We start from the raw sequence: 11,967 nt of genomic DNA, 5'->3' as shown, positions 1-11,967 counted from the left end.
CGGGCTTTTTTGTGGGCGATGCTAAACGCATCGGCGGCGTAGGGCGAATATCCGCGCAGCGGATATCCGCCGATTCTCAACGGTAGACCGGCGGATTTCGCCGCTGGCGATATTTGCCCTACGCCCATGAGCATTTGAAAAGCATTTTTAACGCCGCATCGCCGACGCGCAGCCGATCGATAAGCAGCCATAAAAAAAGCCGACCCCTAGGGTCGGCTTTTTTTATGGCTGCGAGTAACGAATTACTTGCGGCTGGCTTTTTCCAGCATACGAGCAGCGCGCTCGTTGGCTTCGTCAGCAGTTTGCTGAGCCTTCTGAGCAGCGGCCAGAGCCTCGTCAGCTTTGCGGTAAGCTTCGTCAGCACGAGCTTGAGCGCGAGCTGCTGCGTCTTCAGTAGCAGTCAGGCGAGCTTCAGTTTCTTTGGTGGTGCTGCTGCAACCGGTAGCCAGAACGGCGGCCAGAGCCAGAGCAGAGAGTTTCAGAACGTTGTTCATCGTGTTCCCCTTAAGGTGCATTTTTTCCATAAAGCAACTGCCCCGAGCTCGAGGTATTTGCCGGTCTACATACTACTCATTACTTGTAGTAAGTAAACGGACCAGGCGCCAGCGTTCCATGTTTTTTTGATGAAAATGAGCGTTATGTAAGGAAGTGGTAATAACGCTGGATGAAAAATATCCAATTGCGGACAGCGCTTGTGCATTTACGACATTCAGCCGCAATGCTTTGCCCACTGTGCCGGTAGTTTGCCCAGTTCGAACTTGGGGGATTTATCCGGCTATTTGTTGAGCAACTTACTGGGGCAAGTAGTCGATTTCGAGTTGCTCTTCACACTGGCTCAAACCGGTTGGCAAACCCCTGATATGCCTGGTAGCTGGCACTTTGCCGGCCTGCTAAGCTGCGCCATCGAAACCTAGCGCGTAGTGCGTGTCGTTGGAATACAAGGATGTCGTCGTGGCCAAGATTTTAAAGTGGGGTTTGCTCTCGGCACTTGCCATTGCCGTGTTAATCAAGCTGTCGCTGTGGTTATCGGTTCGTTCAATCATGAACGATGCCATCGCCCAGTTATCGCCCATTATGGATATCAGCTACGGCGGCATAACGTCCTCGTTCGATGGCCGCGTGGGCCTGGAAAAACTCACTGTGCGCGTACCTGCGATGCGTGACAGCGTGCGGGTCGAGCATGCGCAGTTGAAGTTCAATGGCCTGGGCGAGTTGCTGCGGTTCAAGGAAAGCCTGGCCGAAGGCAAGTTTCCCGAACAATTGGCGCTGAACTTGAAAGGCCTCGCGCTGGATGTCCACGGTCCGTTTATGCAACAGCTCTACGACGCACCTGCCGAGCGCAGTCTCTTTACTGCCTGGAGCGAAGTGAACTGTGGCAAGGTGCGCTTTATTGGCACGACCGAACTGCTGGATATGGATTACCGCACCTTCGAAACGGATGCTGAAATCTCCTATCTGTTTTCACCAGGGCAAAAAACCCTGCAGCTTTCCATGACCTCCGATACCCGTGACATGGCCGAACTCAAGGTCAGCCTGGCATTGGCCAACATGTCCGATAAACCCGGAGATCTGCGCGCCCATCCGCCGCAGTTGTCACTGGTTACCGTGGAGGTCAACGACAACCAGTACCAACGCAAGGTGCAGGAATACTGTGCCGGCAAGTTGAGCATGACCACCGAGGCCTATCAGCAAGCGGCGGTCGAGCAGTTCGACAAGGCGATGCGTAGCCAGCGCGTGGCCTTGGATGCCTCTGTGCTTGAAGCCTATGGCCGTTACCTCAAAGACCCGCAATCGCTGCGCCTGGAACTGAGCCCTAACGAGGGCATCAGTTGGGAAGGGCTACAATTTTTCGAGCCCAAGGACGTGCTGGGTATGTTGCACCCGGCGCTTTTGATCAATGGCGAGGCGGTGACGCCGCTGGGTTTTGCCTGGTTCGATCCCAATGCATTGAAGCAAACACTGGACAATGATCGGGTTGTTGCAGAAAGAGTTGAGTCAAATGCGCCAACGCCGCAATATGACTTCGTTGATGTCGCCAGCCTGCCCAAATACGCTGGCAAGCGTTTGCAGTTCATTACCCATGACGGTACTTATTATCAGGGTGTGCTGCACAAGGTGGAGAACGGCAAAGTCTTCCTGAGTGTCCAATTTGGCGTTGGGTCGGCGGAGATGTTTCTGCGCTTGGATAAGATCGATAAGGTAAGGGTCATGTTCTAAGGCCCGTAGAGGAGTTGTGATGAGCGAGGCGCTGTCTATCAACCATGACCAGGCAGGTCATCAATTCGAGACCACTGTGGACGGTGACCGTGCTTACCTTGCCTATATGGACCTGGGTAAGCAGACGCTCGATATCTACCGCACGTTTGTGCCCAATTCCCTGCGTGGGCGCGGCATTGCCGCGGCGCTGACCGAACGGGCGCTGGAATACGCCGAACGCATGGGCTACACCGTGATTCCGTCGTGCTCCTACGTCGAGCGCTACATGGAACGCCGCGATCGGCACTGATCGAACCCATACAAAAACGCCGGGCTAAGCCCGGCGTTTTTGTATGGGTTACACACTCAGCCGCGTTGGCGCTTGGGCAACACGTTTTTGAGCTTGCTGTGCATACCCAGCAGGGTTTTCTCTGTAGTGTCCCAGTCGATGCAGGCATCGGTAACCGATACGCCGTACTTCAGCGCATTGAGGTCTTTAGGGATCGACTGGTTGCCCCAGCCGAGATGGCTCTCCACCATCAGGCCGACGATGGACTGGTTACCTTCGAGAATCTGGTTGGCCACGTTCTCCATCACCAGCGGTTGCAACGCCGGGTCTTTGTTGGAGTTGGCGTGGCTGCAGTCGACCATGATGTTCGGGCGAATGCCGGCTTTGGTCAGCTCCTGCTCACAGACAGCCACACTCACCGAATCGTAGTTCGGCTTGCCGTTGCCGCCGCGCAGTACCACGTGGCCGTAGGCATTGCCCTTGGTGGTCACGATGGACACGCCACCTTCCTGGTTGATACCCAGGAAGCGGTGCGGGCTGGAAACCGACTGCAGGGCATTGATGGCCACCGTAAGGCCGCCATCGGTGCCGTTCTTGAAGCCGACTGCCGAGGACAGGCCCGAAGCCATTTCCCGGTGGGTTTGCGATTCGGTGGTGCGCGCGCCGATGGCCGACCAACTGATCAGGTCCTGCAGGTACTGCGGCGAGATGGGGTCGAGCGCTTCGGTGGCGGTTGGCAGGCCCATTTCGGCCAGATCCAGCAGCAGTTGGCGACCAATATGCAGACCGTCCTGAATCTTGAACGAGTCGTCCAGGTACGGATCGTTGATCAAGCCTTTCCAGCCGACCGTGGTACGCGGTTTTTCAAAATACACACGCATGACCAGATAGAGCGTATCCGACACCTCGGCCGCCAGCACTTTCAAGCGCTCGGCATACTCGTGGGCAGCCTTGATGTCGTGGATCGAGCAGGGGCCCACTACCACGAACAGGCGGTGGTCCTTGCCGTCGAGAATATTGCGGATCACCTCACGGCCCTGCACAACGGTGCGCAGCGCAGCATCGGTCAGCGGGATTTCACGCTTGAGCTGGTCGGGGGTGATCAGGGTGTCGTTGGAGGCGACGTTAAGGTCATCGATCGGTAAATCAGCCATCGTGCTACTCGTCAGTGTCAGTCGTCAGTCAGGTCACGGGTGTTGGCCGCCAGCCATCTCCGAGCGACGGAGCGCAGCGTTGAGCGTAACGGGGTGGGAACCTTAGCGCGTACGGCCCGCCTCGACAATGGGGCGTTAGTGCTTTATAGGGCCGAATCTGACGGTATGGGGCAGGGGTTATTGCAGGCCACTAAAGGTGGAGAAGCCAGCTGCGTGTTCGGCAATCCATTCCTTGGCGATGGCTTCCACGGGCAGGGGTTGCCCCAGTTCCTGTTCGCGCAGGTGGCGGTAATGTTCGATCTGGCAAACCTGCTCGACCATTCGGGCGCGAAACAGTGTCTCTTCGTCAACAAAGGCAATGCCGACCAGGTAATCATCCGGCTGCTTTTTGCACCAGGCCACCACACCGCTGTAACGGGCTTGCTCGCCCAGCAACGGAATACGCAGCTCAACGGCCGTACCGCGACGAAAACCTTTTGGAGAATTGCAGGCCACACCGCCCAGGCTGATATTGTTCAACCGCTGGCGGGGCAGGAAGGCGTGCTTGCGCTGAATTAGCTCAACTGGCATATCACTGGGGTGACGCAAAAACTGTCGCATTACGGCAAAACTCCACTACTTCGGATGATGGCTTATGGACATCACTGCTAGCAGTATAGCCAGGCAGTCAGAGCTGACGGATTTCGATGCCGATCGCTTGCTGCTCGACTGGCCTGGTACTTCGCTTGTGGTTTTTACCAGCATAGGTTGTGCCAGTTGTCGCTGGGCGCGCCGCGAGCTCCCGCCGATGGGGCTGCCGGTGGCGCGCCTGGGTTGGGTCGACGCGGCCAATAATGGCGGCCTGGTCGAGCGTTATGAGGTTTTTCACTTGCCAGCGCTGTTTGTCGTGCGCGATGGTCAATTTTTCGGCGCGGTGCACGCGCGTTTGAGTCTGCCCGAGCTGAGCGCCGCTATTGGCGAGGCTTTGGCCCGTATACCTGAGGAGCTTCCCTGATGTCTGCAACACCTTCCCCCCGTATCGGCATCATTGGTACCGGTGCCATCGGCGGCTTTTACGGGCTGATGCTGGCGCGTGCCGGTTTCGACGTGCATTTTCTGCTGCGCAGCGAATATGTCGCCGTGGCCGAGCGCGGTCTGCGACTCAACAGCGCCGTGCATGGTGCACTGACGCTGGCAAACGTTCAGGCATATTGCAATGCCGCCGACATGCCGCCCTGCGACTGGCTGCTGGTTGGCGCCAAAAGTACCAGTAATGCCGAACTGGCCCCGCTGATTGCCCAGGCCGCGGCGCCCGACGCCAAGGTGGTGCTGTTGCAAAACGGCCTGGCGGTGGAAGAGGGCTTGCGCCCGTTGTTGCCGGATTCCCTGCATCTGCTGGGCGGCCTTTGCTACATCTGCGTACACCGCGCAGGCCCCGGTATTATCGAGCACCAGTCGCTGGGCAGCGTGAACCTGGCTTACCACAGCGGCCCGGCCAGCGATGCTGAGGCACAGCTGGCGATTGCCGAAGCAGGGGCTGCACTCTTTAAAGAGGCAGGCCTGGATTCCACCGCCATGCCGAACCTGGCCCAGGCGCGCTGGCAAAAGCTGGTGTGGAACGTGCCGTATAACGGTTTGTCGGTGGTACTGAATGCTGGCACTACGGCCTTGATGGGCCATGGCGAAACCCGTGCGCTAATCCTGGCCATCATGAAAGAAGTGATCCAGGGCGCCGTGGCCTGCGGGCATGCTATTCCCGAGGTGTTTGCCGACAAGCTGTTGGCAAACACCGATCGCATGCCCGATTACTTGCCGAGCATGTACCACGACTTTGTTGAAAAACGCCCGCTGGAGCTGCGGTACATCTATGCCGAGCCATTGGCCGCCGCCGAGCGCGCCGGCATCGAGTTGCCGCGCATTCGCGCCTTGGCGCAACAGCTGGCCTTTATCGATACACACAATCTGGGGTGAGGTACTTATGAGCAAGGGGCTGGCGGACAAACTGGTATTGGCGATTTCCTCGCGGGCGCTGTTTGACCTGCGCGAAAGCCATCGCATCTATGAAAGCGAAGGCGTGGAGGCCTATCGCCAATACCAGATCGAGCATGAGGAAGAAATTCTTGCGCCCGGCGATGCCTTCCCCCTGGTCGAAAAGCTGCTGGCCCTGAACACCACCCTCGGCCAGCAACGGGTCGAGGTGATTCTGGTGTCACGCAATAGCGCCGACACCGGCCTGCGCGCCTTCAACTCGATTCAGCACTACGGCCTGGGTATTTCCCGCGCCGCCTTCGTCGGCGGCCGCAGCCCGGATCCGTACCTGGCGGCCTTCGGTTGCCACCTGTTTTTATCCACCCACGCCGAAGACGTGCGCAGTGCCCTGCGTTCAGGTTTTGGCGCGGCGACCATTCTTTCTGGTGGCGCCCGCCGCGCAGCCAGCAACGAACTGCGCATCGCCTTCGACGGCGACGCTGTGCTGTTTTCCGATGAGTCGGAGCGGGTGTATCAGGCTGGCGGCCTGGTGGCGTTCCAGACCCATGAGCGTGAGTCTGCGCGCGAGCTGCTGGGTGGCGGGCCGTTCAAGCCGTTTTTGGCGGCGCTGCATAGCCTGCAACAGGAATTTCCGCAAGAAAGCTGCCCTATTCGTACCGCTCTGGTGACTGCCCGTTCAGCGCCCGCCCACGAGCGAGTGATTCGCACCTTGCGCGAGTGGAATATCCGTCTGGACGAGAGCTACTTCCTCGGTGGCCTGGAGAAAACCGCCATTCTGGAAACCTTCGGTGCCGACGTGTTCTTTGATGACCAGGCCGGACACTGCGAAAAAAGTCGTGAAGTGGTCGCCACCGGCCATGTCCCCCACGGCATCAGTAACGAGCCGCAGCTCTAGTCCCCCGGCGCTTGTAACTGCCCGTTCGTCTTGGACTGCTAACAGCCGCTGGATTTATAGCCATCGCTGCTAAGCTCAAACCCAGGCCGTTAAAAATGCAGTTAGGAGGCCGCATGATTCGCTCGATTCTTTACGCCACCGATTTAGGTCTGTACGCCCCTTACGTGTTGCAGCATGCCCTGGCCATGACCCGCGCCTTCAAGGCCGATCTGTACGTGGTGCATGCGGTGGAACCCCTGGGCCTGTTCGCTGAATCGGTACTTAAAACCTATCTGGATGAAGCGGTACTGACGGAAATTCGCACCAATGGCTTGAGCGGGGTACTGGCCAGCATCGAACAGCGGGTGTTCGAGGGCTTTCGCGATGAGATGGGGGACGCCCAGCACGACATGGAACTGGTGCGCGCCGTACGCGTGGTGCAGGGCGACCCGCCGCAAGTGATCCTGGCCGAGGCGCAGCGCTACGACGTTGACCTGCTGGTGGTCGGCAGTCACAGCAGCCATAACGCCGCGCTGGATATCCCCTTGGGGCGTACGGCCGCGCGCCTGGTGCAACTGGCAGAGGTGCCCGTTTACCTGGTACCGATGCTGCAACACCGCACGCGGGCAGAGATCTGAGTGGTGGATATGTGAAAGGCGGCATAAACAAAGAAATGGTCTAGATTTAGTCTTCTAACCTCTACTATGGTTATATAACGCCGTTGGCGTCAGCAGCGTCGCCTTTTCGCTTTGAGGGATATTTATGAAGCTCCAGCAACTGCGCTACATCTGGGAAGTCGCGCACCACGATCTCAACGTGTCCGCCACGGCGCAGAGCCTGTACACCTCGCAGCCGGGCATCAGCAAGCAGATCCGGCTGCTGGAGGACGAGTTGGGTGTCGAGGTATTTGCCCGCAGCGGCAAGCACCTGACCCGTGTGACCCCCGCTGGCGAACGCATCATCACCACCGCGGGCGAAATTCTGCGCAAGGTCGAGAGCATCAAGCAGATCGCCCAGGAGTTCTCCAACGAGAAAAAAGGCACGCTGTCCATTGCCACCACCCACACCCAGGCCCGTTACGCGCTGCCGGGTGTCATCAGCAATTTCATCAAGCAATACCCGGATGTCGCGCTGCACATGCACCAGGGCTCGCCGACGCAAATCGCCGAAATGGCCGCCGACGGCACGGTGGACTTCGCCATCGCCACCGAAGGCCTGGAGCTGTTCAACGACCTGATCATGATGCCTTGCTACACCTGGAACCGCTGTGTGGTGGTGCCCCAGGGCCACGCGCTCACCAAGCTGCCCAAGCTCACCCTCGAAGCGCTGGCCGAGTACCCGATCGTGACGTACGTATTCGGTTTTACCGGCCGTTCGAAACTTGACGAAGCCTTCAGCCACCGCGGCCTGACGCCCAAAGTGGTGTTTACCGCCGCCGACGCCGACGTCATCAAAACCTACGTGCGCTTAGGGCTGGGCGTTGGCATCGTCGCCAAGATGGCAGTGGACGCGAAACTCGACCCGGATCTGGTGGTGCTGGATGCCAGCGAACTGTTCGAACCGAGCGTTACCAAGATCGGCTTCCGTCGTGGCACCTTCCTGCGTGGCTTTATGTGCGACTTTATCGAGAAGTTCGCTCCGCACCTCACCCGCGAAGTGATGGCCAAAGCCGTTCAGTGCCATAACAAGGTTGAGCTGGAAGAGCTCTTCCATGGTGTCGAATTACCGGTGCATTGATGGCTTAAGATCAAGGGCTTCGCGAGCAAGCTCGCTCCTACATGCCTTATACCCGTAGGAGCGAGCTTGCTCGCGAAGCGCTTTTCAGGAATGCATCAATGTCCGACTGTAATCATCTGGTCTTGATGGCCGCCTACAACGCGGCCATGAACCACACCCTCTACGCCGCTGCCGCCACATTGCCCACAAGCGAATTGATGGCCGACCGCCACGCGTTTTTCACCTCGCTGTTCGGTACGCTCAATCATGTGGTAGCGGGCGATATCGTCTGGCTGAAACGCTTTAGCGAGCACCCGGCAGATTTTCCCGCCTTGCGCGAGATGACACTGATCGCCAAGCCCGGCAGCCTGCGTGACTTGCTCTGCACGACGTTGGATGAGTTGCTGGAAAGGCGTTTGCGCCTGGACGGGATTATCAGCGCGTGGGCTGCTCAAGTACGTGAGCCGGACCTGACGCATTTACTGCGCTATCAGAACTCCGAGGGCACCCAACAGAAACCCTTCGGCGCGCTGACCGCGCACTTTTTCAACCACCAGACCCACCACCGCGGGCAGGCCACCACCTTGCTGTTTCAGGCGGGCGTGGATGTGGGGTCGACCGATTTGCTCGATCACATACCCAATCAAGGCCTCTGAAAAGCATCGAGGCTGGAGCCTCTGCTACAAGAACATCAATCCCCGTAGCAGAGGCTTCAGCCTCGAGCTTTTGATTTGCTTCTTTAATGCGCCACTACAATTCCAGATCGAGCGAGCTAGAGCGGGGCAAGGCAAAAAAGGGTTTTCAAGCGCAGTGGGCTGTAGCCCATGAGCATTCAAAACCCTTTTTTTTAACGCAGCCCCGCCGACGCGCAGCCGATCGCTTAGTGACTAATATGAAGACCGCACTCGCGATTGTCTTCACCCTTTGTAGGGTCGAAGTAATCGAAGTTATTCGGCAACCCATGCTGCGTCAGGTACTGGTACAGATCTTTGGAAGACCAGTGCAGCAGCGGTGCCACCTTGATCAAGCCATCGGGGTTGATGCTGATCGGGTCCATGGTGGCGCGCACTGCGGTGTCGGTGGCGCGCAAGGCGGTGAACCACACACCCGGTGCTGTCTCCCGCAGAGCGCGGGTAAAGGGTTCGAGTTTCACTTCTTCGGTAAAGGCTTCGTGGCGCGGATCGTCCAGGCCTGGCACCGGGCCTTCCAGCGCTTCGCGGTGGGCGCGGCTGCGTTTGGGCAGGTAGGTGATCAGGTTGAGGTTCAGCGCGCGGGTTACTTCATCGGCGAACTTGTAGGTGGCCTCGGTGTTGTAACCGTTGTCCATCCAGATGATCGGGATGTCCGGTTTCACCTGGCTGACCATATGCAAAATCACCGCCTCGAAGGGGCGGAAGTTGGTGGTGCAAATAGCGGTCTTGCCCAGGCCGAGCGCCCACTCCACCAGCTTTTGCGGCTGGTTGGCGAATTCGGCATTCAGCTTGTCCAGATCGAGGTCCATTGCGAGGCTCCAGGTTCATAAGGGCGGGGGAGGGCGATGGTAGCAAAAACCTCCGGGAGCCGGCAGCGCGCCGTGGTGATAGGCACTATCAGTGCTAATGAAAAAGCCGATGAAAGCGCCGATGAACGTATCAGGGCGTCGCGTTGCGTGGGCGCAGGCAAGCCGCTAGAGTGCCGCCTTCTTTCTGAATCCCGTTTAGGAGTGCCCTGTGGAAATCGCCTGTCTCGACCTGGAAGGTGTGTTGGTTCCGGAAATCTGGATCGCCTTCGCCGAAAAAACCGGTATCGAAGCGCTCAAAGCCACCACCCGGGACATTCCGGACTACGACGTGCTGATGAAGCAGCGCCTGCGCATTCTGGACGAGCATGGCCTGAAGTTGGCCGATATCCAAGACGTGATCGCCACCCTCAAGCCGCTCGATGGCGCCGTTGAATTCGTCGACTGGCTGCGCGAGCGTTTCCAGGTGGTGATTCTCTCCGACACTTTCTATGAATTCTCCCAGCCGCTGATGCGCCAACTGGGCTTTCCGACACTGCTGTGCCACAAGCTGATCACTGACGAAACCGACCGCGTGGTGAGCTACCAACTGCGCCAGAAAGACCCCAAGCGTCAGTCGGTGCTGGCATTTAAGAGCTTGTATTACCGGGTGATTGCCGCCGGTGACTCCTACAACGACACCACCATGCTCAGCGAAGCCCACGCCGGCATCCTGTTCCATGCCCCGGAGAACGTGATTCGCGAATTCCCGCAGTTCCCGGCCGTGCACACCTATGAAGACCTCAAGAAAGAGTTCCTCAAAGCGTCCAACCGCGAACTAAGCCTGTAAACAAACGTAGGGCGAATACCGCCTAGGCGGTATCCGCCGTTGATTCCCATGAAGCGGTGGATATCCGCAAGCGGATATTCGCCCTACGGTGCTAACGACTCCAAGGTCGCAAGCAGCACCCGCACCTTGGTGATCGACTCGTTGTACTCCGAACGCCATTGGGAGTCCGCCACAATCCCGCCGCCGCCCCAGCAACTCACCTGCCCATCTTTTATCAGCAGGCTGCGAATGGCGATCGAGCTGTCCATTTCCCCGCGCACGTCCACATACAGCAGCGAGCCGCAGTAGAGCGCCCGTTGGCTTGGCTCCAGCTCGTCGATGATCTGCATGGCGCGAATCTTCGGCGCGCCGGTGATGGAGCCGCCGGGAAAGCTGCTGGCCAACACGTCCAGCGCGTCTTTGCCGGGCGCCAGCGTGCCGGTGACGCTGCTGACGAGGTGATGCACGTTGGGGTAGCTTTCCAGCACGAACAGTTCCGGTACCCGCACCGTGCCTGTGGCGCAGCTGCGGCCGAGGTCGTTGCGCAGCAGGTCGACGATCATCAGATTTTCCGCGCGGTCTTTTTCGCTGGTCAGCAGTTCGTTGGCCTGCGAGCGGTCTTCCACCGGCGTTTGCCCGCGCGCTCGAGTGCCTTTGATGGGGCGTGTTTCCACCTGGCCTTGGTGTACGCGTACAAAACGCTCTGGCGACAGGCTCAGCACCGCTTCACCGTCACCCAGCGCCTGATAGCCGGCGAACGGCGTCGGGCACGCTTGGCGCAAAGCCTTATAGGCGGTCCAGGGATCTCCCTGGCAGGGCGCGCGAAAGCGTTGGGCGAAGTTCACCTGGTAGCAGTCGCCAGCCTGGATGTAACCCTGTATCCGCTTGAAAGCGCTGTGGTACTGGGCTTCGCTAAGGTCGGCGGTAAAGTCCTGTTGCAGGCTGAAGGGTGCGTCGGCAACCGTTGCGCCTTGCTCAAAGACCTTGATCAGGCGCTGGCGCTCGGCCTCGCTGATAGCCGGGTGAAATAGCAGTTGGCTGGTGTTCACCTGGTGATCGCTGATCAGCGCCCAGGCATACAAACCCAACTGCGCGTGCGGCAAGTGCAGGTCATTCACGGCCTGAATTGGCATGCGCTCCAAACGGCGGCCGAAATCGTAGCTCAGGTACCCCATCAGGCCGCCGGCAAACGGCAGTTCGCAACCGTCTGGCACCTCGGCGGGGCCTAACTGCGCCAACGCCGCGCGCAGGCGCTGGATAAAGTCGTTGGCCGATTCGTCATCGCCCGGCGCCAGCGCTGCCAATGGCCACGCGCTCATAACGTCATAGCGTGCACGCTGGGACATAGGCCGACCGCCGTCGAGCAGCACCGCCCCCGGCGCATTTCGAATGTACGAAAAGTACTCGGCGGGGTCGTCCCGGTACGGCAATGGGTGGAGCAAACAAGTAGGCATGGGCAGGGTC

At 58.9% G+C, this 11,967-nt stretch carries 14 protein-coding genes; 9 read left to right on the top strand and 5 right to left on the bottom strand.

Translation table 11 applies throughout. The annotated features are described in order from the left end of the window. Positions 1-242: 242 nt before the first annotated feature. Complete coding sequence (locus PKE98_RS15975; protein WP_122450457.1) at positions 243-494, bottom strand: Lpp/OprI family alanine-zipper lipoprotein; 252 nt, start codon at positions 492-494, stop codon at positions 243-245. Between the two features lie 457 nt (positions 495-951). On the opposite strand from PKE98_RS15975, the gene PKE98_RS15970 reads away from it, so the two are divergent. Further along, positions 952-2,217, top strand: coding sequence for an aq_1923 C-terminal domain (locus PKE98_RS15970; protein ID WP_271196303.1), 1,266 nt, complete (start codon positions 952-954; stop codon positions 2,215-2,217). 19 nt (positions 2,218-2,236) lie between these two features. Then, positions 2,237-2,506: a GNAT family N-acetyltransferase gene (locus PKE98_RS15965; RefSeq protein WP_108096718.1), complete on the top strand. Its 270-nt coding sequence runs from the start codon at positions 2,237-2,239 to the stop codon at positions 2,504-2,506. Between the two features lie 56 nt (positions 2,507-2,562). On the opposite strand, the gene PKE98_RS15960 is transcribed toward PKE98_RS15965, so the two are convergent. Further along, positions 2,563-3,639, bottom strand: a complete 1,077-nt coding sequence (locus PKE98_RS15960) for a 3-deoxy-7-phosphoheptulonate synthase (RefSeq protein WP_271196302.1) — start codon at positions 3,637-3,639, stop codon at positions 2,563-2,565. Positions 3,640-3,816: 177 nt separating this feature from the next. Beyond that, positions 3,817-4,239, bottom strand: a complete 423-nt coding sequence (locus tag PKE98_RS15955) for a PilZ domain-containing protein (RefSeq protein ID WP_271196301.1) — start codon at positions 4,237-4,239, stop codon at positions 3,817-3,819. Between the two features lie 34 nt (positions 4,240-4,273). Here PKE98_RS15955 and PKE98_RS15950 point away from each other — a divergent pair, with 34 nt between their 5' ends. The 6 genes from PKE98_RS15950 (at position 4,274) to PKE98_RS15925 (ending at position 8,853) form a co-directional block, all read left to right on the top strand. After that, positions 4,274-4,633 (top strand): YbbN family protein, encoded by a 360-nt coding sequence (locus PKE98_RS15950; protein ID WP_271196300.1) that lies wholly within the window; start codon positions 4,274-4,276, stop codon positions 4,631-4,633. Further along, positions 4,633-5,589: a putative 2-dehydropantoate 2-reductase gene (locus PKE98_RS15945; RefSeq protein WP_271196299.1), complete on the top strand. Its 957-nt coding sequence runs from the start codon at positions 4,633-4,635 to the stop codon at positions 5,587-5,589. The genes PKE98_RS15950 and PKE98_RS15945 overlap by 1 nt, the downstream gene beginning before the upstream one ends. 7 nt (positions 5,590-5,596) lie before the next feature. Next, entirely contained in the window at positions 5,597-6,502 is a 906-nt protein-coding gene (locus PKE98_RS15940; protein ID WP_271196298.1) for a 5'-nucleotidase, read from the top strand. A 113-nt stretch (positions 6,503-6,615) separates the two neighbouring features. Next, positions 6,616-7,119 (top strand): universal stress protein, encoded by a 504-nt coding sequence (locus tag PKE98_RS15935; protein ID WP_271196297.1) that lies wholly within the window; start codon positions 6,616-6,618, stop codon positions 7,117-7,119. A 124-nt stretch (positions 7,120-7,243) separates the two neighbouring features. Continuing rightward, positions 7,244-8,218 (top strand): HTH-type transcriptional regulator CysB, encoded by a 975-nt coding sequence (gene cysB, locus PKE98_RS15930; RefSeq protein WP_271196296.1) that lies wholly within the window; start codon positions 7,244-7,246, stop codon positions 8,216-8,218. Positions 8,219-8,316: 98 nt separating this feature from the next. Continuing rightward, a complete protein-coding gene (locus PKE98_RS15925; protein WP_271196294.1) occupies positions 8,317-8,853 on the top strand; it encodes a DinB family protein in 537 nt (178 codons plus the stop codon). Between the two features lie 224 nt (positions 8,854-9,077). Here PKE98_RS15925 and PKE98_RS15920 read toward each other — a convergent pair whose 3' ends face one another. Continuing rightward, positions 9,078-9,698, bottom strand: a complete 621-nt coding sequence (locus PKE98_RS15920) for a phosphoadenosine phosphosulfate reductase domain-containing protein (protein ID WP_271196293.1) — start codon at positions 9,696-9,698, stop codon at positions 9,078-9,080. Between the two features lie 208 nt (positions 9,699-9,906). Between PKE98_RS15920 and thrH the strand changes: the two genes are divergently transcribed. Beyond that, entirely contained in the window at positions 9,907-10,524 is a 618-nt protein-coding gene (thrH, locus tag PKE98_RS15915; protein WP_271196292.1) for a bifunctional phosphoserine phosphatase/homoserine phosphotransferase ThrH, read from the top strand. Between the two features lie 83 nt (positions 10,525-10,607). Here thrH and pabB read toward each other — a convergent pair whose 3' ends face one another. Further along, positions 10,608-11,957: an aminodeoxychorismate synthase component I gene (pabB, locus tag PKE98_RS15910; RefSeq protein WP_271196291.1), complete on the bottom strand. Its 1,350-nt coding sequence runs from the start codon at positions 11,955-11,957 to the stop codon at positions 10,608-10,610. Positions 11,958-11,967: the final 10 nt, after the last annotated feature.

Source organism: Pseudomonas turukhanskensis, assembly GCF_027922365.1.
In the GTDB taxonomy this organism is placed as follows: domain Bacteria; phylum Pseudomonadota; class Gammaproteobacteria; order Pseudomonadales; family Pseudomonadaceae; genus Aquipseudomonas; species Aquipseudomonas turukhanskensis.
Note: the sequence above shows the minus strand (reverse complement) of the source record. Positions and strands in the feature narration are given on the sequence as shown.

Bases quoted from the DNA above. Each gene is read 5' to 3' on its own strand.
- PKE98_RS15975 (WP_122450457.1), bottom strand. From the start codon at position 494: ATGAACAACGTTCTGAAACTCTCTGCTCTGGCTCTGGCCGCCGTTCTG.
- PKE98_RS15965 (WP_108096718.1), top strand. From the start codon at position 2,237: ATGAGCGAGGCGCTGTCTATCAACCATGACCAGGCAGGTCATCAATTC.
- PKE98_RS15960 (WP_271196302.1), bottom strand. From the start codon at position 3,639: ATGGCTGATTTACCGATCGATGACCTTAACGTCGCCTCCAACGACACC.
- PKE98_RS15955 (WP_271196301.1), bottom strand. From the start codon at position 4,239: ATGCGACAGTTTTTGCGTCACCCCAGTGATATGCCAGTTGAGCTAATT.
- PKE98_RS15950 (WP_271196300.1), top strand. From the start codon at position 4,274: ATGGACATCACTGCTAGCAGTATAGCCAGGCAGTCAGAGCTGACGGAT.
- PKE98_RS15945 (WP_271196299.1), top strand. From the start codon at position 4,633: ATGTCTGCAACACCTTCCCCCCGTATCGGCATCATTGGTACCGGTGCC.
- PKE98_RS15940 (WP_271196298.1), top strand. From the start codon at position 5,597: ATGAGCAAGGGGCTGGCGGACAAACTGGTATTGGCGATTTCCTCGCGG.
- PKE98_RS15935 (WP_271196297.1), top strand. From the start codon at position 6,616: ATGATTCGCTCGATTCTTTACGCCACCGATTTAGGTCTGTACGCCCCT.
- cysB (WP_271196296.1), top strand. From the start codon at position 7,244: ATGAAGCTCCAGCAACTGCGCTACATCTGGGAAGTCGCGCACCACGAT.
- PKE98_RS15925 (WP_271196294.1), top strand. From the start codon at position 8,317: ATGTCCGACTGTAATCATCTGGTCTTGATGGCCGCCTACAACGCGGCC.
- PKE98_RS15920 (WP_271196293.1), bottom strand. From the start codon at position 9,698: ATGGACCTCGATCTGGACAAGCTGAATGCCGAATTCGCCAACCAGCCG.
- pabB (WP_271196291.1), bottom strand. From the start codon at position 11,957: ATGCCTACTTGTTTGCTCCACCCATTGCCGTACCGGGACGACCCCGCC.